Annotated in this window: 21 protein-coding genes and 1 riboswitch; of the genes, 15 read left to right on the top strand and 6 right to left on the bottom strand. The window is 71.0% G+C overall.

What is annotated here, in order from left to right; translation table 11 throughout:
• Positions 1–309: 309 nt before the first annotated feature.
• Genes ACFVM3_RS14160 through catC form a run of 4 tightly spaced genes read left to right on the top strand, consistent with a single transcriptional unit; the run spans position 310 to position 3,489 of the window.
• Positions 310–1,203: a LysR substrate-binding domain-containing protein gene (locus tag ACFVM3_RS14160; protein WP_378438692.1), complete on the top strand. Its 894-nt coding sequence runs from the start codon at positions 310–312 to the stop codon at positions 1,201–1,203.
• A complete protein-coding gene (locus ACFVM3_RS14155) occupies positions 1,203–2,306 on the top strand; it encodes a mandelate racemase/muconate lactonizing enzyme family protein (RefSeq protein ID WP_378438691.1) in 1,104 nt (367 codons plus the stop codon). The genes ACFVM3_RS14160 and ACFVM3_RS14155 overlap by 1 nt, the downstream gene beginning before the upstream one ends.
• Positions 2,307–2,331: 25 nt before the next feature.
• Positions 2,332–3,183 (top strand): catechol 1,2-dioxygenase, encoded by an 852-nt coding sequence (gene catA / locus ACFVM3_RS14150; protein ID WP_378438689.1) that lies wholly within the window; start codon positions 2,332–2,334, stop codon positions 3,181–3,183.
• Between the two features lie 24 nt (positions 3,184–3,207).
• Positions 3,208–3,489, top strand: coding sequence for a muconolactone Delta-isomerase (gene catC, locus ACFVM3_RS14145; RefSeq protein WP_378438687.1), 282 nt, complete (start codon positions 3,208–3,210; stop codon positions 3,487–3,489).
• A 3-nt stretch (positions 3,490–3,492) separates the two neighbouring features.
• Here the strand turns inward: catC and ACFVM3_RS14140 are convergent, their stop codons facing one another.
• On the bottom strand, positions 3,493–3,798 hold the full coding sequence (locus ACFVM3_RS14140; protein WP_378438685.1) for a hypothetical protein: 306 nt from the start codon (positions 3,796–3,798) through the stop codon (positions 3,493–3,495).
• A 179-nt stretch (positions 3,799–3,977) separates the two neighbouring features.
• On the opposite strand from ACFVM3_RS14140, the gene ACFVM3_RS14135 reads away from it, so the two are divergent.
• Positions 3,978–4,472, top strand: a complete 495-nt coding sequence (locus ACFVM3_RS14135) for an ATP-binding protein (RefSeq protein WP_378438683.1) — start codon at positions 3,978–3,980, stop codon at positions 4,470–4,472.
• A 51-nt stretch (positions 4,473–4,523) separates the two neighbouring features.
• Here the strand turns inward: ACFVM3_RS14135 and ACFVM3_RS14130 are convergent, their stop codons facing one another.
• Positions 4,524–5,729: a PP2C family protein-serine/threonine phosphatase gene (locus ACFVM3_RS14130; protein WP_378438681.1), complete on the bottom strand. Its 1,206-nt coding sequence runs from the start codon at positions 5,727–5,729 to the stop codon at positions 4,524–4,526.
• Positions 5,730–5,865: 136 nt separating this feature from the next.
• Between ACFVM3_RS14130 and ACFVM3_RS14125 the strand changes: the two genes are divergently transcribed.
• From ACFVM3_RS14125 to ACFVM3_RS14100, 6 genes are all read left to right on the top strand, one after another.
• Positions 5,866–6,342 (top strand): MarR family transcriptional regulator, encoded by a 477-nt coding sequence (locus ACFVM3_RS14125; protein WP_378438679.1) that lies wholly within the window; start codon positions 5,866–5,868, stop codon positions 6,340–6,342.
• A gap of 94 nt (positions 6,343–6,436) precedes the next feature.
• Complete coding sequence (locus ACFVM3_RS14120; protein WP_378438677.1) at positions 6,437–7,306, top strand: STAS domain-containing protein; 870 nt, start codon at positions 6,437–6,439, stop codon at positions 7,304–7,306.
• Positions 7,303–7,689: an STAS domain-containing protein gene (locus ACFVM3_RS14115; protein WP_378438675.1), complete on the top strand. Its 387-nt coding sequence runs from the start codon at positions 7,303–7,305 to the stop codon at positions 7,687–7,689. The genes ACFVM3_RS14120 and ACFVM3_RS14115 overlap by 4 nt, the downstream gene beginning before the upstream one ends.
• Positions 7,679–8,116 (top strand): anti-sigma regulatory factor, encoded by a 438-nt coding sequence (locus tag ACFVM3_RS14110; protein ID WP_378438673.1) that lies wholly within the window; start codon positions 7,679–7,681, stop codon positions 8,114–8,116. The genes ACFVM3_RS14115 and ACFVM3_RS14110 overlap by 11 nt, the downstream gene beginning before the upstream one ends.
• Complete coding sequence (locus tag ACFVM3_RS14105; protein ID WP_378438672.1) at positions 8,113–9,123, top strand: SpoIIE family protein phosphatase; 1,011 nt, start codon at positions 8,113–8,115, stop codon at positions 9,121–9,123. The genes ACFVM3_RS14110 and ACFVM3_RS14105 overlap by 4 nt, the downstream gene beginning before the upstream one ends.
• Complete coding sequence (locus ACFVM3_RS14100) at positions 9,123–10,337, top strand: PP2C family protein-serine/threonine phosphatase (protein WP_378438670.1); 1,215 nt, start codon at positions 9,123–9,125, stop codon at positions 10,335–10,337. The genes ACFVM3_RS14105 and ACFVM3_RS14100 overlap by 1 nt, the downstream gene beginning before the upstream one ends.
• On the opposite strand, the gene ACFVM3_RS14095 is transcribed toward ACFVM3_RS14100, so the two are convergent.
• From ACFVM3_RS14095 to ACFVM3_RS14080, 4 genes are read right to left on the bottom strand one after another with little or no spacing between them, the layout of a single operon-like run.
• Positions 10,318–10,587 carry a hypothetical protein gene (locus tag ACFVM3_RS14095; protein WP_378438668.1) on the bottom strand — a complete coding sequence of 90 codons (270 nt, stop codon included), beginning with the start codon at positions 10,585–10,587 and terminating at the stop codon, positions 10,318–10,320. The two genes, ACFVM3_RS14100 and ACFVM3_RS14095, sit on opposite strands and share 20 nt — an antisense overlap.
• 13 nt (positions 10,588–10,600) lie before the next feature.
• Entirely contained in the window at positions 10,601–11,344 is a 744-nt protein-coding gene (locus tag ACFVM3_RS14090; protein ID WP_378438666.1) for a DJ-1/PfpI family protein, read from the bottom strand.
• Positions 11,345–11,363: 19 nt separating this feature from the next.
• Complete coding sequence (locus ACFVM3_RS14085) at positions 11,364–12,344, bottom strand: GlxA family transcriptional regulator (protein WP_378438708.1); 981 nt, start codon at positions 12,342–12,344, stop codon at positions 11,364–11,366.
• Positions 12,345–12,394: 50 nt separating this feature from the next.
• Positions 12,395–13,138 (bottom strand): class I SAM-dependent methyltransferase, encoded by a 744-nt coding sequence (locus tag ACFVM3_RS14080; protein WP_378438665.1) that lies wholly within the window; start codon positions 13,136–13,138, stop codon positions 12,395–12,397.
• Between the two features lie 36 nt (positions 13,139–13,174).
• A riboswitch (cobalamin riboswitch) is annotated at positions 13,175–13,329 on the top strand.
• A gap of 79 nt (positions 13,330–13,408) precedes the next feature.
• Between ACFVM3_RS14080 and ACFVM3_RS14075 the strand changes: the two genes are divergently transcribed.
• Genes ACFVM3_RS14075 through ACFVM3_RS14060 form a run of 4 tightly spaced genes read left to right on the top strand, consistent with a single transcriptional unit; the run spans position 13,409 to position 18,015 of the window.
• Positions 13,409–14,917, top strand: a complete 1,509-nt coding sequence (locus ACFVM3_RS14075; protein ID WP_378438663.1) for an ABC transporter substrate-binding protein — start codon at positions 13,409–13,411, stop codon at positions 14,915–14,917.
• Position 14,918: 1 nt separating this feature from the next.
• Entirely contained in the window at positions 14,919–15,860 is a 942-nt protein-coding gene (locus tag ACFVM3_RS14070) for an ABC transporter permease (protein ID WP_378438661.1), read from the top strand.
• Positions 15,854–16,639: an ABC transporter permease gene (locus ACFVM3_RS14065; RefSeq protein ID WP_378438659.1), complete on the top strand. Its 786-nt coding sequence runs from the start codon at positions 15,854–15,856 to the stop codon at positions 16,637–16,639. The genes ACFVM3_RS14070 and ACFVM3_RS14065 overlap by 7 nt, the downstream gene beginning before the upstream one ends.
• A complete protein-coding gene (locus ACFVM3_RS14060) occupies positions 16,636–18,015 on the top strand; it encodes an ABC transporter ATP-binding protein (protein WP_378438657.1) in 1,380 nt (459 codons plus the stop codon). The genes ACFVM3_RS14065 and ACFVM3_RS14060 overlap by 4 nt, the downstream gene beginning before the upstream one ends.
• Positions 18,016–18,212: the final 197 nt, after the last annotated feature.

Genomic DNA, 18,212 nt, shown 5'->3' with positions numbered 1-18,212 from the left:
GTCACCGGTAGGACGGGCCTACCGATCCGCGGTGGGCGACTTCCTGCCCGCGAACTACATGAAGGCCCCCTTCCTGTACCTAGGCGCAAGGAAGGGGGCCTTCATGTACTCGGCAAGGGGGCCTTCACGGACAGGGTTGGGACCAACCGGAACCGGCGGACCTGTCGCAGAGTCGCTTTCGCGACGCGTCCCCTAAGCTGCGATTGATAACCGCTGTTTATCAATCGAGCCAAACCAAGTCTTTGTCTTCGATGATTCCGCTTCGTACCGTGAACGGATCGGCGGCAGAGGCAACGGAGGGAGGCGTCCATGGAACTTCGTCACCTGCGCTACTTCGTCACCGTCGCCGAGACCTGTCACTTCGGCCGGGCAGCCGAGCGGCTGCACGTCGCGCAGCCCGCGCTCTCGCACACCATCCGCCGGCTGGAGGAGGAACTCGGCGTCGTCCTGCTGGCCCGCACGACCCGGCAGGTCCGCGTGACACCGGCGGGTGAGTTCTTCCTGGCCGAAGCCCGGCGTGTCCTGGCGGGCCTGGACGTGGGAGTACGCGGGGTCCGCCGGATCGGCGAAGGCAAACGTGGCCTGCTCCGGGTCGGCTTCACCGGCACCGCGGCGTTCTCCCATCTGCCACGGCTGGCCAGGGCGCTCGCCGAGCGGGTGCCGGACGTGGAGTTGGAGGTCCGCGCCGACCTCCTGACCGCCGAGCAGTGCGAACGCCTGCGCACCGGGACACTGGGGATCGGGATGCTCCGCCCGCCGGTCACCGGGGACGACATCGGCTTCCGGGTGATCGAAAGCGAGCCACTGATCCTCGCCGTCCCCGCCGACCACCGGCTGGTCGCCGAACCCGTCGTCGCGATGGCGGAGCTGCGGACCGAACCGCTCGTGACCTACGACCGGCGCAACTCCGTCGTGTACGACGCCGTCGCTCGCAGCTGCCGGGAGGCGGGGCTCACGCCTCCACGGCTTCACGAGGCCTCCGGGACGGCGGTGCTACTGGCGCTGGTCGCCGGTGGCCTGGGCGTCGGCGTGGTGCCCGCCTCCGCCAGGGCGCTGCCCCTGGCCGGTGTCGTGTTCCGCGACCTCGCCGGAGCGGCGACCGTGGAGCTGGCACTGGCGTGGCACCGCGAGTCCCGGTCCCCGCTCGTCACGACCGTCCTCGACGCGCTCGAGGACGTCTTCCCTACCACCGAAAGCACCTGATGAAGATCACGCGCGTCGAGGCGATCCCGTTCGCCATCCCGTACCGGAAACCGCTGAAATTCGCCTCGGGCGAAGTGCACGTCGCCGAGCACGTCCTCGTGCGGGTGCACGCCGACAACGGCGTCGTCGGCGTGGCCGAGGCGCCCCCGCGGCCGTTCACCTACGGCGAGACCCAGGCGGGGATCATCGCGGTGATCGGCTCCCTGTTCGCCCCGCAGGTGGTCGGTCTCAGCCTGCTCGACCGCGAAACGGCGCACACCCGGCTCGCCCGCACGGTCGGCAACCCGACCGCGAAATCCGCGATCGACATGGCGATCTGGGACGCGCTCGGCCGCAGCCTCGACGTGTCGGTGACCGAACTGCTCGGCGGCTACACCGACCGCATGCGCGTGTCCCACATGCTCGGCTTCGACGAGCCGTCCGCGATGGTCGCCGAGGCCGAGCGGATGCGCGACACCCACGGCATCACCACCTTCAAGGTCAAGGTCGGCCGCCGCCCGGCGTCGCTCGACACCGCCGTCGTACGCGCGCTGCGGGAGCACTTCGGCGACACCGTCGACCTCTACGTCGACGGCAACCGCGGCTGGACCGCGGCCGAATCGGCCCGCGCGATGCGGGAGATGGCCGACCTCGGCCTGCTCTTCGCCGAGGAACTCTGCCCCGCCGACGACGTCCTCGGCAGGCGCTGGCTCGTGCGGCGGCTCGACGTGCCGTTCATCGCCGACGAATCCGCGGTGACCCCGGCCGACGTCACCCGCGAGATCCTCGGCGGCTCCGCCACCGCGATCAGCATCAAGACCGCCCGCACCGGTTTCACCCGCTCACAGCGCACCCATCACCTCGCCGAGGGACTCGGTCTGGAAGTCGTGATGGGCAACCAGATCGACGGCCAGCTCGGTTCGCTGTGCGCGGTCGCGTTCGGCTCGGCCTACGAACTGACGTCCCGCCGCCCCGGCGAACTCTCGAACTTCCTCGACATGAGCGACGACCTGCTCACCGAGCCGTTGCGTGTCGTCGACGGCGAACTCACCGTCCGCCCCGGCGCCGGCCTCGGTGCCGAAATCGATCCGGAGAAGCTCCGGCGCTACCGCCAGGACCACTGACGCCACCACGAATCAAGGAGGATTCATGACCGCCATCCCCGAGACGGCCACCGCGGCCGCGTCCGGTGCCAACGCGACCGAACGGTTCAAGAGCGACAAGTTCGCCGGCGTCGCCGGAACGCCGAAGGAGCGGGTCAGCCTGCTGGCCCGTGAGGTGCTGGAAGCCGTGCACGGGACGATCCGGAAACACAAGGTCACCTACGACGAGTACAACGCGCTCAAGTCGTGGCTGATCGGCGTCGGCGAGGACGGCGAATGGCCGCTGTTCCTCGACGTCTGGGTGGAGCACGTCGTCGAGGAGGTCGCCACCGAGCACCGCGAGGGCAACAAGGGCGCCATCGAGGGGCCGTACTACGTGCCCGGCGCGCCCGAGCAGGGTGCCCGAGGCGCGGTCCCGATGCGCGACGACGAACCCGGAACGCCGCTCGTCTGGACCGGCCGGGTCACCTCGACCGACGGCACGGCGCTGAGCGGCGCGAAGGTCGAGCTGTGGCACGCCGACGCGGACGGCTTCTACTCCCAGTTCGCGCCGGGCATCCCGGAATGGAACCTGCGCGCGAGCTTCACCGCCGACGCCGAAGGCAGGTTCGAGATCCACACCGTGCGCCCCGCGCCGTACCAGATCCCGACCGACGGCTCCTGCGGCAGGCTCATCGCCGCGGCGGGCTGGCACGCGTGGCGTCCGGCGCATCTGCACGTCAAGGTCTCGGCACCGGGGCACGAGCTGCTCACGGCCCAGCTGTACTTCCCCGGCGACGAGCACAACGACGACGACATCGCCTCCGCGGTCAAACCGGAACTGGTGCTGGACCCACGCCCGTCAGGCGATGGCGAGACCATCGAGTACGGCTTCGTCCTCGATCCCGAACGTCCCTGACCAGCGTCCCTTTGGGAGTGACCGATGCTTTACCACGTGCGCATGGACGTCCGCCTGCCGCCCGATCTCGATGCGGCGGAACGCGCCGACCTCATCACGCGCGAAAAGGCGTACAGCCAGAAGCTTCAGCGTGAAGGCAAGTGGCCGCAGCTGTGGCGGATCGCGGGCGAATACGCGAACTTCTCGATCCTCGACGCCGCCGACCACGACGAGCTGCACACGCTGCTGTCCGGCCTGCCGTTGTTCCCGTACATGGACATCGCGGTCACGCCGCTGGCGACGCACCCGTCCAAGGTCGGCCTCTGAGGATCAGTCCTTTCTCTTCGCGAAGAGAGGCCCCTTCGAAACGATCATCCCGATGCCGAAGCCCAGTACCGAGACCCCGAACATGATCAGGATGAAGCCGCCGATCTGCGCCTCGGCGTCGGTGTCCGGGCTGCGCGCCGAGTTCGAGGAACGGGCGACCACGCCGCCCGGATCGGCGAGCGCGTCGACCCCTGTGTAGAACAGGCCGATCGCAGCGAGGATCAGGAAGATACCGCCGGCGATGCGCTTGCCGGACCGGCGCGGTGGAGGCGCACCTTGGCTGTCCTCAGTGGAGTTGGACTCTGACATGGACCGCAAGATATCAGCGGCCGCCGGGCTCGCTGGTTACGTCGAGCCCACCTTCTCCCGTGCGGAGCCGCGAGTAGAAAAGCGACCTCGTGGGTATTCAGTGCCATGACGCCGGCGGCCATGGGGCGCGGGCGACGAGGAAGGAGTAGATCGTGTATCGACATACTCCAGACCCGAGCATGGAGAGGAGCGACTCTGACGCCGACGTGGCCGATCCGGGGTCCGGAGCCGTTCCGGGCGCGCCGATCGACACCACCGTGAGGTCGGCTTTCGAGGAGCTCGTTCCGGCACAGGCGGGCGAGGTCGCCCTGCTCCGGCGGAAACTGAGGGGCTGGCTGGACGCGTTGCCCATCGACGCGAACAGCAAGTACGACATCACCATCGCCACGTACGAGGCGATGGCCAACACGGCGATGCACGCCTACCCAGGCAGGCGAGGCTGGGTCCGCCTTTATGCCGACTGGGCGGGTGACGCGATCACGGTCACGGTGACCGACACCGGGAACGGCATCCCCGCGGCGAGGTCACGGGTGGGCAAACCCGCTTCCGGTGGTCGTGGCCTGAGCCTGATCGACGAGGTCACCGACCAGATGACCATCGACACCGGCGCGCACGGCACGCGGGTGGCCATGGTGTGGCGGCCCGCCGCCCTCCGGCAGAACACGGCGTCCTGACCGGCACAGCCCAGGCGGTGTCCGGTAAGTCCCGGCGGACAGGGACAGCGACTAGCGCGACCCCATCGAGACGGCGGGACTCGGCCCCGGGCCCGAAAGCGGAGTCGGCCCGAACCAGTCGAGGCACACCACCATCGCGTCGTCCTCGGCCTGCTCGCCGTGGCGGCGGGTGCTGAGTTCCCTCAGCACGGAGCCCGGGACGTGGGCGGCGGGCAGGTCGGCGGTCGCGACGACCGCCTCGGCGAGTTCGCGTTCCCCGTAACGTTCGCCGTGCGGCCCTGCCGCGTCGTAGACGCCGTCGCTGACGAACACGAACCGGTCGCCGTCGACGGCCTGGAATCGCTGGGCGGTGTAGAGCGTGTCCTCGAACGTGCCGAGCGGCAGCTGTTCGTCGAAGTGGATCTGCTCGGCCTTTCCGTCCCGCAGCCGCCACAAGCGCGGCGATCCCGCGTCGACGACGTCGGCCGTTCCGGTGGCGAGGTCGAACTCCAGCAGCAACGCCGAGACGTGCTGGGCGCCACGATAGTGCGCGTAGAGCGCCTGGTCAGCGAGCTCAGCCTGGGCGTCGAGGGCGACTCCGGCGCGGCGGGCGTTGCGCAGCGCGTTGACGGCGAGGTTGGTCAGCAGCGCGGCTTCGCTGCCCTCCCCCATGCCGTTGATGAGCGTGACGGCGAGTTTGTGGGCGGAGGCGGACCAGTCGAAGCAGTCGCCGTAGATGGCGTACGCGGGTTCGAGCTGGCCGCCCAGCGCGAATTCGGCGCGGGTACAGGCCCGGCCGGGCAGCAGCTGCCATTGCATCTCCGCGGCCAGTGTCAACCGGGAGGACCGCCGGGCCTGGATGTAGAGGTCGGTGTCGCGGTCGGCGACGAACAGTTCGTGCGCCAGCGCTTCGGCGAACCGCTCGAGTTCGGCCCACACCGGCGGTTCCGGTTCCTCGGGCAGGGTCACCGCGAGGATCCCGAGCCGGTCACCGCGGACGCTGACCGGCAGGTACCCGGTCACGCTCGCGCCGTCGTGGTCGAACGTGGCGGCCTGCGCGACGAACGCCGCCCCCGGCGTCGTGCCGTCGACCGGGATCGGCTCCGACGTGTAAGGCAGTGTGCTCACCCGGCACAGCTCGGTGAGGGCGTAATCGGCCATCAGGAGCTCGACCGCCCGCGCCCCGAAGTGCTCGGACAGCGCCGAGCGAAGGGCGGCGGGCAGGTCGTGAGGAGGGACGTCCCGCAAAAGACGCTCCACCGCCAGGGATCTGTCCAACGCCCCGCCTCCCGCTCACCGGATCGCGCACCGGGAAGGCACACGTTGAGTCTGTCGAGTCCGCGCCGCCCCGGCGAGCCGGGTCTCCGGCGATTCGCGTGAGCTGTGCTGCAGGAACGAGCATAAGGATGCCAGAGTGGACACCGTGGATCGGTCCCGCGAGCAGCCAACCCCGGACGGGACGGCTGCGGAGTTCGACCTGCCCGGCCTCGTCGAGCTCGTGGTCGAGCGGATGCAGGACGTCTCCCCGCGGCCGCTGTCCACCGCCCAGCTGCGCGCGGTGATCGCACTGGACCACCACGACGGGCTGAACCTGCGCACCCTGGCCGAGTTGCTCGGCTCGACCCCGCCGCTGGTGAGCCGTCTCTGCGACCGGCTCGAAGCGGTCGGCTTCCTCGAACGGCTGCCGAGCACCCGCAGCCGCCGCGAACTCACGCTGCGGCTGAGCGAACGCGGCCGCGCCTACCTCCGGGAAATCCGTGCCCGGCGGCGGGAGAACGTCCAGGCGGTACTCGAGAAGATGACCCCCGCCGGGAGGGCCGCGCTGGCCGCCGGACTGCGGGAATACCACGCCGCCGGCACCGGGGACGAGGTCGGCAGCGGGGCGCCGTGAGGCCCCGCTGTTGCGGGAGTACGCTCGACTGTTGTTATATGACAACAGTTCATCGGCGTACAGCAGAGCGCGCCCCAAACCGCGGGAGGACACGGTGCTGGGGACGGACGATGCCCCCGTTCGGGAGCTGCTGACGCGGATCCTCGACGAAGACCACACGACGCTGGTGGGCGACTGGATCCGACGGCAACTCGAGCCGTCCGCGGCGGCGCACTCCGAGCAGGAGCTCCGCCGCGAGGCCGCCGAACTGCTCGAAGCCCTGCGTGCCGCGCTGGGCACGACACTGCCCGTTGACCGGATCGTGGCGCGGGACGGCGCGGTCCGTGACGCGCTGACCTCGTTTTCGGAGCGCCGGGCCCGCGCCGGTGCCGAGCCGTCGGCCACCGCGATGGCGATCCTGTCGCTCAAACGCGTGACGCTGGCCGCCGTCGAGCGGCACACGGACGACGACGGCCTGCGTTACCGGGCGGCTTTGCTGGTCAGCGAACTGCTCGACGGCGCGGGCGTGCTGACCTTCGCGGTCTACGTCACCGGACGGGAACAGATCATCCGCCGGCAGCACCACCAGATGCTCGAACTGTCCACACCGGTCGTGCGGCTGTGGCGGCACGTGCTGGCGGTGCCGCTGATCGGCACCCTCGACAGCGCTCGCACACAGGTCGTGATGACCAGCCTCCTCGAGGCGATCCAGACCCACGAAGCCAGGGTCGCGATCATCGACATCACCGGCGTGCCGACCGTCGACACCGCGGTGGCCCAGCATCTGCTGCAGACCGTCAGCGCGGTCCGGCTGATGGGCGCGGAATGCGTCGTCAGCGGTATCCGCCCGTCGATCGCGCAGACCATCACCCAGCTGGGCATCGACCTGTCGCAGATCGTCACCCGCGGCTCCCTCGCCGACGCGCTGGCCACCGCGATGCGTCTCATCGGCGACCGCGCCCCCGCCGTCGCGGTGACCGAGTGAGCACCCAGGCGGGGCTGCCGATCCTGCGGCTCGGCGACATCCTGCTCACCGGCCTGCCCAGCGACCTGGACGACAAGACCGCGCTGCGGTTCACCGAAAAGCTCACCACCCGCATCGCCGACGAAGGCATCCGCGGCGTCATCATCGACATCTCGCGGCTGGAGGTCGTCGACTCCTTCGTCGCGCGGGTCCTGATGCAGCTCGCCGACACCGGACGGCTGCTCGGCGCCAGGATGATCGTCGCCGGGATGCGCCCCGCGGTCGCGATCACGCTGTCCGAACTCGGGCTCCAGCTCACCGGCGTCCGGACCGCGCTCGACGCGGAACAGGCGATGGAACTGCTGGGCTGGCGCCGTCCCGCCGAGGCGCCCCATGCTCCCTGACGAACTCACCGACCCCGGTCGCGACGTCCCGCCCCTCGAACACGCCGTCCGCGCCGAAGAGGATCTGCTCACCGCCCGGCACGCCGTGCGGTCCAGCGCGGTCGCCGCGGGATTCTCCATCGTGGACCAGACGAAAATCGTCACCGCGGCCAGCGAACTGGTCCGCAACGCCTACATCCACGGTGGCGGCGGAACCATGACGATCACCGTGCTCCGCGACGACCGCGGCCGGATCGGGCTGCGGCTGCGCGTCCGGGACGACGGGCCCGGTATCGCCGACGTCGATCGGGCGATGACCGACGGCTTCAGCACCGGCGCCGGACTCGGCCACGGCCTCGGTGGGACCCGCCGCCTCGTCGACGAATTCACCATCGACTCAGCCCCCGGCCGCGGCACGACCATCACGATCACGCGCTGGAAGCCATGAGCGGCATCGTGGTCCCCCCGCCCTCGCGCCTCTTGCGCGTCGACCACGCCAGCGCCGTCTACGCCGCCGCACGGACCGCCCGCGAGACCGGGCGGGACGGCGGGCTGCCCTCGGTGCTCACCGAACGCGCGGCCGTCGTGACCTCCGAACTGGCCGGGAACCTCGACCGGCACGCGATCAACGGTTCGATCGTCGTGCAGCGGCCCGCGATCGGGCTCGGCATCGACGTCCTCGCCGCCGATGACGGCCCGGGGATGGCCGACGTCGGACATTGGCTCCTCGACGGCAACACCACCACGGGCACGCTCGGCACCGGCCTCGGCGCGGTCGGCAGGATGGCCACCGTCTTCCGGATCCGCTCGGCGCCCCGGTCCGGCACCCTGGCGTCGGCCAGGGTCCTCCTTCCCGGGACACCGGCCGGGCCCGCCGCCGCGGTCGGGCATTTCTGTCTCCCCCGCGACGGGGAGGACCACTGCGGCGACGCCATCGCCCTCGCCGAACTGACCGGCGGCTGGGCCGCGGTCGTCGTCGACGGCCTCGGCCACGGGCCCGACGCCGCCGAAGCCGCCGAAACGGCGATCCGCGTGTTCCGCCAGAATCCCGACCGGCCGTTCCCTCATCAGCTGGCGACCATGCACCGCGCACTGCGCACCACCCGCGGCGCCGCCGTCGCGCTCGCCCGGGTCGCGTCCGGCACGCTCGAATTCTGCGGAGTCGGCAACGTCAGCGGCACGACCATCAGCGGGGACGGCCGGTCGCGACTGCTGCTCAGCATCCCCGGTGTCGTCGGCTACGCCCTGCCCGCCGCCCAAGTCCGGCACACCGCGCTCACCGCCGGGGACCTGGTCGTGCTGCACACCGACGGCGTCGGCCACACCTGGCGCACACCGGCGAGCGCGACGCAGCCGCCGAACGCGCTGCTCCTCGCCGCCGATCTTTCCCACCGTCACCGCAATCCCCGCGACGACGCCGCCATGATCGCCCTCCACCCGGACCAGCTCCGCTGATGCACCCACACCTCACCCGGCTCCGCCGCCGCCTCCGCGCGGCCTGCGCCGAAGCAGGCGTCCCCGCCGAAGACCGCGCCCGTCTCGTCATGGCCGCGACCCTGCTCGCCGGACCGGCCTTCGACGCCGGTGCGGAGGTCGCGCTCGAAACCACCACCGCCGACGGCCTCCTCGCGGTCACCGTCCGGCTCCCCCGCCCGGTCGAACGGCCGCGGCGCAACACCCTCCCCCTGCTGCCCGACGCCGAAGAAGACACGAGCCTCACCTGGCATCTCCCCACGGGAACCGTCCGGCATCCCGTCCCGGCCGGTGACGACCAGGCGACCGATGAGGAAAGCCTCGCGCTCATCGCCCGCGCCGACGCGCTCGCGCGGGAACAGCGGGAGCTCAAACACGAACTCGCCGAAACCAACAGCGGTGTGCTGGCCATGTACATCGAACTCGAACAACGCGACGAACAACTCCGCCGCGCGCATTCCGTCATCTTCCGCGAGCTCGAAGACGCGCTACGGCCAGGCCCGCCCGCCGTGCCAGGGCTCGAACTGGCCGTCCACTACTCGCCGACCGACCAGGATTCCCCCACCGGCGGGGACCTCTACGACTGGTTCGTCCTTCCCGACGGACGGCTGCACATCACCCTCGTCGACGCCGTCGGGCACGGTGTCACCTCGACCCGCCACGCCCTCACCGTCACGCACGCGATCCGCACCCTCGCGCTGGAAGGTCACCCCTTCCGGGACCTCATCGCCCGTACCGCGCACACTCTCGCCACGATCGAACCCGACCTCATGGCGACCGTGATCCTCGCCAGGATCGACCCGGCGACCGGCGAACTGACCCTCGCGAACGGCAGCCATCCCGCCCCCGTACTGACCACTGTGGACGGTCGAGCGCAGCTGCTGCGCCCCCCGGTCGTCGGCCGCGGGATCGGCTTTCCCGACCCCGGCAGCCCCGAACTCCGCCACCACACCCTCGGGCACGGAGAAACCCTGCTCCTCTACACCGACGGCCTCGTCGAAAGCCGCAAGGACTATCTCGAAGGCCAAGACCGGCTCTTGGATCTCGCCCCCGCGTACGCCGCCCTTCCCATCACCGAGCTTCCCCGGGAACTGGCCGTCCGGATGCACGACGTCGTCCTGCACGCCGACGACACCGTCGTCCTCGCCGTCCGGCGGCCACTTCCCTGGGCGAATCTCAGCAGGCAGGCGGAGTGAACGTCCCGTTCTGCGCGACGACGTCACCGACATCCGCGAAACCCACGTGCTCGTTCTGACGACTGAGGAGCAGCACCCGGTTTTGCCCAGGGGACGCTTCCAACCCGGGAACCGGCGGCTGGCCGGCACCGGCACCGATTCCCGTCGTCCGGTGTCCGGTCCGATCGCCGTTGACGACCTGGATTTCCCGCGGCCCCGACTCGGCCTGTCCTTGGGCGGACGCGGAGATCGGCACGAACAGTGCGAGCAAAGCGGCCGTTCAGCTATTCCTGCGACTCGGCGAGCAGTTTCAGGGCGAGCGCCTTGAGTTCCGGGCTCGCCTTCGCGGCGTCGCCCGAATCGAACGGCGGCCGCGGATCGTATTCGACGGCGAGCTGGATACCGCGGGCGATCCGCTCGCCGGCCAGCAGGGACGCGAGATGGAACGCGAGGTCGATCCCGGCGGACACCCCCGCCGCGGTGACGACCTTGCCGACCTGGACGTAACGCTCGGCCACGTAGCGCACGCCGAAGGTCTTCTCCAGGTAGTCCGCCGAGGCCCAGTACGTGGTGGCCCGGTCGCGAAGCAGCCCCGCCGCGCCGAGGACCAGGCTTCCCGTGCACACCGACGTGGTCCAGGTCGTGTGCCGGTGGATGCGCCGGATCCACTCGAGCAGGACGGGGTTCTCCATGGCGGCGACCGTGCCGCGGTTGCCCGCGCCGGGGACCAGCAGCACGTCCAGCCGGTTCACCTCGGCCACCGAACGTTCCGCCACCACCGCGACATCCCGGGTGTCGGTGCGTACCGGGCCGCGGTGCTCGGCGATCATCGTCACCGCGGCGCCGGGAAGCCGGGACAACACCTCGGCGGGGCCGGTCGGATCCAGCAGGCTGAAGCCGTCGTAGAGCAGGATGCCGATCTTCAAACCCGGGGTCTCGGCCTGGGCCGTGCCGGTGCCGAGGCCGAACGCCGCGGCCGCCGCGGCACCGGCCAACACTGTCCTGCGCGTGGTCTTCGCACTGTTCATACCGCGAATTCTGGGGCGGTCAGCGGACGATCGGGCGTGGCATGTCCGGCATCCTGCGAAGCTTGTCCCCGGACAGCCCGTACTGGTGGCGGAACGCCGAGCGCAGGGTTTCCGCCGAGGCGAACCCGCACTGCCTGGCGACCGCGGAGAGCGGCAACGCGGTGGACCGCACCAGCTGGGCCGCCGCTTCGGTCCGCGCCATCCGCACGGTCCTGGCCGGGGTGCTGCCCAGATGGGCGGTGAACAGGCGGGTGAGATGCCGGGTGGTGACCCCGGCACGCGCCGCCAGCGCCGGTGGGCTCAGGTCCTCCGTGAGATGCGCGGCGATGTATCCCAGCAGATCCAATACGACCCGGTTGCTCGGCGGCGGAGCGGCCAGGAACGTACTGATCTGCGCCTGGTCGGCCGGGCGGTGCAGATAGGTCACCAGTTCACGGGCGACCTCGCGGGCCAGTGTCGGACCGTGGTCGTCCTCGATCAGCGCGAGCGTGAGATCCAGCGCGCTGATCACCCCGGCCGAGGTGAAGACGTTGCCGTCACGGATGTAGAGCGGGGCGGGATCCACTGTCACGGCGGGAAAAGTCGCGGCGAGCAGCTCGCTGTAGCCCCAATGCGTGGTGACCCGCCGGTCGTCGAGCAACCCGGCGGCCGCCAGCACGAACGTTCCCGTGCACACCGAGGCGACCCGCCTGCTTCGCCCGGCCAGCCGCCGCACCTGCGTCAGCAGCCGCTCGTCCTTGGCGGCCGCCTCCGTTCCCGCGCCGCCGACCACGAGCATCGTGTCCATCCGCCCCGACACTTCGGCCAGCCGCCGGACACCGGCGAGCAGGATCCCCGACGAACTCCGCGTCGTCCGCCCTTGCACCGTGGCCAGTTCGACGGCGTAGGGCGGCGCCGCACCGTGTGAGTTCGCGATCTCCATCGCCCCGCTGGGACAGGCGACGTCGAGTATCTGCGCGTCGTCGAAGGCGACGATCACCACGCGGCGCACCGAATCCATTCCAGTCCCCACACGGAAAACCTACCCGCCGGAGTCAGGCGCCGGTCGGGTCAGCGCAGTGCCGTCAGGACGTAGTCGTCGCCGAACTGCCACACCGGAGCCACTTCCGCGAAGCCCGCCTCCCGGAGCAGCCTGGTGTGCTCCTGTGGGCTCAGCCGGTTGCCGTAGCCGGTCGAGATGCCGCGCAACTCCTCGGCCGTGAACCGCTCTCGCAGCGCGGGATCGGCGGCGACCGCGGCCCACCAGGCCTTCCATTCCTCGTTGGCGCCGACCCCGGCACGAGCCGCACGCCGGTCCTTGACCACCTCGGCGAGGGCGCGGATGCCGGGTTGTTCGTCGTAGAAGTGGTCGCCGTTGACCAGCGCTCCGCCCTCCCGCAGCGCTCCGGCGAGGTCACGGTAGACCTCGGCGAGCCGCTCGGGACGCAGCCAGTGCAACGCGGTCGTGGAGACCGCGGCGTCGACCGGCCCCCACGTCAGCCAGCCGCTCTCGGCGAGGTCGGCATGGAGGTACTCGACCTCCGCCTCCCGCGGCCGGGTGGCCCTGGCGAGGGCGAGCAGGAACGGGTCGTCGTCGACGCCGATGACCCGTGCGCGCGGCAGCCGCGCGGCGAGCCTCGTGGCCAGCGATCCCGGCCCGCAGCCGAGGTCCAGCACCAGCGGATCGGCGACGTCACGGCAGACGTGCTCGACGACATCGATCAGCACGGCGAAGCGTTCTTCGCGGTCGGCGATGTAGCGTTCCTGCTGGATGTCCCATCGGCGCACCCAGTCCGCCGCGAGCTTCTCGTCCACCGGCCTCCCCTTCGTGATCTTGATCCTGTGTAGCACACCCCTGGCATGGGTTACCGTGGGCGCCACAACGCAAGAAGGTGCCCGTCGGGGGAAGCCGGTGTGAATCCGGCGCTGACCCGCAACCGTGAACGACCTGGGAAGACGTCCCAGCGCCGTGAGCCGGACTGCCCGCCGGGTACCGCCAGCCCCAACTGTCGTGGAGTACGGAGCGGGGTCCCGTTCACGTGCGGCCGCGCGCCCGGGACAGTGCTCGATGTCCCGGAGGTTCCTATGACGCGTCATCCGCTCACCCGCCGGCGGCTGCTCGCCCTGGCCGCTCTCACGCCGCTGGCCGCGTGCGGGACCGCGCCCGCGGACACCGGCCGGCTGAGGGTCGCGTTCTCCGCGGGCGGCTCGAAGGAGACCCTGGACCCGTCCCAGGTCTCCCTTTTCGTCGACCAGGCGCGGGCCAAGGCGCTCTTCGACACGCTGGTCGCCTACAACGCCGACACCTCGTTGCGGCCGCGGCTGGCCGAGTCCTGGGAGAGCGACGATTCCGGCACACGCTGGCGAGTACGGCTGCGGCGGGCGGCCTTCCACGACGGCCGCCCGGTCACCGCGGACGACGTGCTCTACACCTTCCGGCGGATCGCCGATCCCGCATTGGCGTCCTCGTCACGCCAGTATTTCGCGAAGGTGGATTTCGGCCGCAGCAAAGCGGTGTCCCCCACCGAAATCGAGCTGACGCTGACCGCTCCCGACTTCGAATTCCCGTCGGGCTGGGGTGCTCCCGGCGCGGAGATCGTGCCTGCCGGGACGACCGACTTCACGGCGCCGGTCGGCTCCGGTCCGTTCCGTTTCGTCTCGTTCACCCCCGGCGGTCCGGCGGTGTTCCGCAAGAACGAGTCCCATTGGGACGGCGCGCCGGGTGTCGACGAGCTGGAATTCGTACCGGTCAACGAGGAAGCCGCCCGCGTCAACGCCCTGCTGTCCGGGCAGGTCGACTACGCCCACGATCTCGCGGCCGGTACCGCCGCCCGTTTGGCCGGTGACGGCCGCGTCTCGTTGCTCGAAGCCAAGGGAACGACGATGCAGGGCATGATGCTGCGGGTGACGCGGCCGCCGTTCGCCGACCCGAGGCTGGTGCGCGCCGTACTGTCCGGAGTGGACAGAGAGGCGCTGAACCGCGTCGCACTGGCCGGACGCGGTGAAATCGGCAACGACCTGTTCGGCAAAGGACTCCGCGGGTACGCCGCCGGTATCCCCCAGCGCGGACGCGAGGTGGACCTGGCCCGTTCGCTCGTCCGGGAGGCGGGCGCGGAGGGGCTGGCCTTCGCCGTCGAAACCAGCGACGTCGATCCGGGTTTCGCCACCGCGGCCACGTTGATTTCCCAGCAGTTGGGCGAAATCGGGCTGAAGGTCACCCCGAACACGCGCGCGTCGAGCACCTACTTCAGCGAGATCAAGACGAAGGGGGTCGCCGCGCTCACGCGCACGGCGACCCTGCCGGTGCCGACGTTCCTCAACCAGCGCTTCCGGACCGGCGGTTCGAACAACGTCAACGGTTTCGCGTCGCCGGAGTTCGACGCCCTCATGGACCGGGCCGCGGCCACCGCGGACGAGGGTGCCCGGCTGGCGCTGTTCGGTGACGCCCAGCGGATCGTGCACGAATCCGGCGGCCTGCTCGCCTGGGGGTTCAGCACCTGGACGATCGGCGTTGCGAAGCGGGTGACCGGTTTGGTGACCGCGCCGCCGAACACCTTCGACTGGGCGAGGTTCGACCGCGCCCGGCTCTCCTGACGTGCCGGGTTACGCCGCCCGGCGGCTGGGCTTCGCCGTTCTGCAGGCGATTTTCGTGCTGGTCGCGACGTTCGCCGTGACCGCGTTGCTTCCCGGCGACGCGGCGTCGGTCGTGCTCGGCGAGCAGGCCACCGACGAGCAGGTGGCGACCGTGCGCCACCGGCTCGGCCTCGACCAGCCGGTCCTCGACCGATTCGGGCACTGGTTTTCGGGGCTGCTCACCGGTGATCTCGGCCGGTCGCTCGTGACCGGCGCCCCGGTGACCGACGAGATCGCCCGCCGCTTCGCCGCGACCGCCCTGCTCGCCGGGGTGACCCTGCTCGTGCTCGTACCGCTCGCGCTGGGCATCGGGGTGACCTGCGGGCTGCGCGAAGGGTCGCGGATCGACCGGGTGCTCACCTCGGTCACGCTGTTCCTGCACGCGATCCCCGAGTTCGTCCTCGGTCTGCTGCTGGTCGCCGGATTCGCCGTCTACACGGGTTTGCTCCCGGCGACCGCGGCCGGAACCGAGCTGACCGCGCACCCCGAGGTGCTGGTGCTGCCGGTGATCGTGCTGGTCGCCCGACAGCTGTGCGACGTCGCCCGGCAACTCCGGATCGGGATCGCCGAGCAGACCAAGGGCCAGGTGGCCGGGCATCTGCGTCTGCTCGGCCTGCCCGAACGCACCGTGGTGCTGCGGCATCTCCTGCCCGCCGCCGCGGCCCCCGCCGTGCAGCAACTCGCCCGTGCCGTCGAAGGGTTGCTGACCGGCACGGTGATCGTCGAGTCCCTGTTCGCGATCACCGGACTCGGCACGGGTTTCGTCGAAGCCGTGCAGAACCGGGACATCCCGCAGGTGCAGGGATACGTGCTGACGTTCGCCGGCGTGGTCGTGCTCGGAAACCTGGTCGCCGACCTCGTGGCGCATCGGCTCACCCCGCAGCGGGAGCCCGCGACATGGTGAAGCGGACGTTCGGGTGGTCGCTCCTCGCGGTACCGCTGGTGCTCGCGCTGGCCGGGCCGGTGGTCGCGGGCCCCGTGGAGTCCGTCGGAGCGCCGTGGCAGGCACCGGACGCCGCATATCCGCTCGGCACCGACGTCCTCGGCCGCGACGCGCTCACGGTGATCCTCGCGGGCGGGTTCCCGGTGATCGGCATGACGGCCGCTGCACTCGGGCTCGCCTATCTGATCGGGGTACCGCTCGGTCTCGTCGCTGCCGGGCGCCGACGGCTGGCCGACGAAACCGTGATGCGGTCCCTCGATCTCGTGCTGGCGTTCCCGTCGCTGCTGGTGCTCATGGTGCTCGCCGCGGCCGGGCACCGTGGGCCGGGCGTGCTCATTCCCGTCGTCGCCGTCCTCCAGTTGCCCGCGATCACCCGGGTGGCGCGGGCCGCGGCCTTGGCGCCCGGCTGCCGCGCCGCAGTGGAAGCCCTGACCCTGCAAGGACAACCGTGGTGGCGCGTCCGGTTCGGGTACGTCGCCCGGCACCTCGCCGGCCCCGTCGCGACCGACGCCGGCACGCGGCTCGGCGTGGTGCTCTATCTGCTGGCGTCGGCGAACTTCCTCGGGCTCGGCCTGCCCGCCGACTCCCCGGACTGGGCCGTGGTCATCGAACGCAACAGCGAAGCCCTCTACACCTCGCCCGCGGTGGTCCTCGTCCCCGCCGCGCTGCTGATGGCGTTGTGCGTCGGCACGAACCTCGTCACCGACCGGTTGCTCGCCGCCCGGCGGGTGATCCCGTGACCGTCCTGGAGATCACGGGCCTGTCCGCCCGCGCCGGGGAGACCGTTCTGCTCGACGACGTCTCGCTGTCCCTCGAAGCGGGCCGGGTACTCGTCGTACTCGGCGCGTCCGGCACGGGAAAGACCACCCTGGGGCTCGCCGCGACCGGACAGGCCCGGCCGGGGATCACGCTGTCCGGGTCGGTGGTGCTGGCGGGGTCCCCGCTGCTCGGCCGGGCCGCTGCCGAACCGCGACGGGCCAGGGCCGGCGTCGTCGGCCACCTGCCGCAGCAGCCGTCGGCCGTACTGGACCCGGTCCGCCGCTGCGGTCCGGTGCTGGCCGAACTCGCCGCCCTCCGCCACCGCGGCCGTGCCGCGCGGCTGGCGGCGGCCCGCGCCGCGCTGGCGGAATCGGGACTCGAACAGACGTTGTGGCGCCGGTTCCCGCACCAGCTGTCCGGCGGGCAGCAGCAGCGCATGGCCCTCGCCACCACTCTGGTGAACCGGCCCAGGCTGCTGGTCCTCGACGAACCGACCAGTGGTCTCGACGCCGCGAACAGGGCCGTGCTCACCGCCCGGCTCGCCGAGCTTTCCCAGGCCGGGACGGCGTTGCTGATCCTGACTCACGACCTCACGCTGGCCCGTGCGCTGGCAGGCGACGTCGCCGAACTCCGCGACCACCGCCTGGTGCCGTCCCCGACGGTCCCCGAACCCGTCCGCATCGATGGCCCGCCACCCCCGTCGCCGTCGTCGCCCGTGCTCGTCGTTCGAGGGCTCACCGTGCGCGCCGGGCGGACGACCCTCGTCGAGGACTTCGACCTGGAACTGGCGGCGGGCAGCCGGACCACGCTCGCCGGCACCTCGGGCGCGGGCAAGACGACCCTCGCCCGCGCACTCGCCGGCTTGACCCCGCCGAGCGCGGGCACGATCGAAGTCGACGGCGTCCGGCTGCCTCGCCTCGTCCGGCGTCGTACTCGCGCGCACCTGCGCGCGGTCCAATACGTCCACCAGGACAGCCGCGCGTCCTTCGACGAATTCCGCGACGTGCTCGACCAGGTGGCCGACACCGCCCGTCTCCTTCGCGGGCTCAGCCGCGCGGACGCCCTGCTCGAAGCGACGGAGACCCTGCGCTCCCTCGGTATCGACGCGGCCGACCGACGTCCCGGACTGCTCTCCGGTGGCCAGCTCCAGCGCTGTGCCGTGGCCCGTGCGCTTCTCGCCCATCCCAGGGTGCTGATCTGCGACGAAGTGACCTCGGCGCTCGACGCGGCCAACCGCGCGCGGCTGCTGGACGTTCTCGCCGCCGCGGCGGAGCGGCACGGCATCGCGCTGCTCATGATCAGCCACGACGACGCCTCGGCTCCGCTCACGATCACGATGCGGTCCTTGGCGCCGTGATCCACCGGTGCGACCTTGGCGCTGACTGTCCACAAGGGACAATTTCGGGGGGGCGCGGCGCAGTTTTCGCGTCGCGAAAGCCACTTTCGGGACATCAGACGTCGCGAAAGTGGCTTTCGCGACACGCACCCCCCATACCCGCCGACCACCCGCCCCGACGTTGCGAAAGCCACTTTCGCAACGTTGAAGGTCGCGAA

The sequence above is a fragment of the Amycolatopsis sp. NPDC057786 genome, from assembly GCF_042797905.1.
GTDB lineage: Bacteria > Actinomycetota > Actinomycetes > Mycobacteriales > Pseudonocardiaceae > Amycolatopsis.
This window is presented reverse-complemented; position numbering and strand designations above follow the sequence as displayed.

Excerpts from the sequence above, each read along its gene's own strand:
- ACFVM3_RS14110 (WP_378438673.1), top strand. The coding sequence starts at position 7,679 with ATGCTCCCTGACGAACTCACCGACCCCGGTCGCGACGTCCCGCCCCTC.
- ACFVM3_RS14155 (WP_378438691.1), top strand. The coding sequence starts at position 1,203 with ATGAAGATCACGCGCGTCGAGGCGATCCCGTTCGCCATCCCGTACCGG.
- ACFVM3_RS14075 (WP_378438663.1), top strand. The coding sequence starts at position 13,409 with ATGACGCGTCATCCGCTCACCCGCCGGCGGCTGCTCGCCCTGGCCGCT.
- ACFVM3_RS14140 (WP_378438685.1), bottom strand. The coding sequence starts at position 3,798 with ATGTCAGAGTCCAACTCCACTGAGGACAGCCAAGGTGCGCCTCCACCG.
- ACFVM3_RS14135 (WP_378438683.1), top strand. The coding sequence starts at position 3,978 with ATGGAGAGGAGCGACTCTGACGCCGACGTGGCCGATCCGGGGTCCGGA.
- catC (WP_378438687.1), top strand. The coding sequence starts at position 3,208 with ATGCTTTACCACGTGCGCATGGACGTCCGCCTGCCGCCCGATCTCGAT.
- ACFVM3_RS14160 (WP_378438692.1), top strand. The coding sequence starts at position 310 with ATGGAACTTCGTCACCTGCGCTACTTCGTCACCGTCGCCGAGACCTGT.
- ACFVM3_RS14090 (WP_378438666.1), bottom strand. The coding sequence starts at position 11,344 with ATGAACAGTGCGAAGACCACGCGCAGGACAGTGTTGGCCGGTGCCGCG.
- ACFVM3_RS14065 (WP_378438659.1), top strand. The coding sequence starts at position 15,854 with ATGGTGAAGCGGACGTTCGGGTGGTCGCTCCTCGCGGTACCGCTGGTG.
- ACFVM3_RS14105 (WP_378438672.1), top strand. The coding sequence starts at position 8,113 with ATGAGCGGCATCGTGGTCCCCCCGCCCTCGCGCCTCTTGCGCGTCGAC.
- ACFVM3_RS14085 (WP_378438708.1), bottom strand. The coding sequence starts at position 12,344 with ATGGATTCGGTGCGCCGCGTGGTGATCGTCGCCTTCGACGACGCGCAG.
- catA (WP_378438689.1), top strand. The coding sequence starts at position 2,332 with ATGACCGCCATCCCCGAGACGGCCACCGCGGCCGCGTCCGGTGCCAAC.
- ACFVM3_RS14100 (WP_378438670.1), top strand. The coding sequence starts at position 9,123 with ATGCACCCACACCTCACCCGGCTCCGCCGCCGCCTCCGCGCGGCCTGC.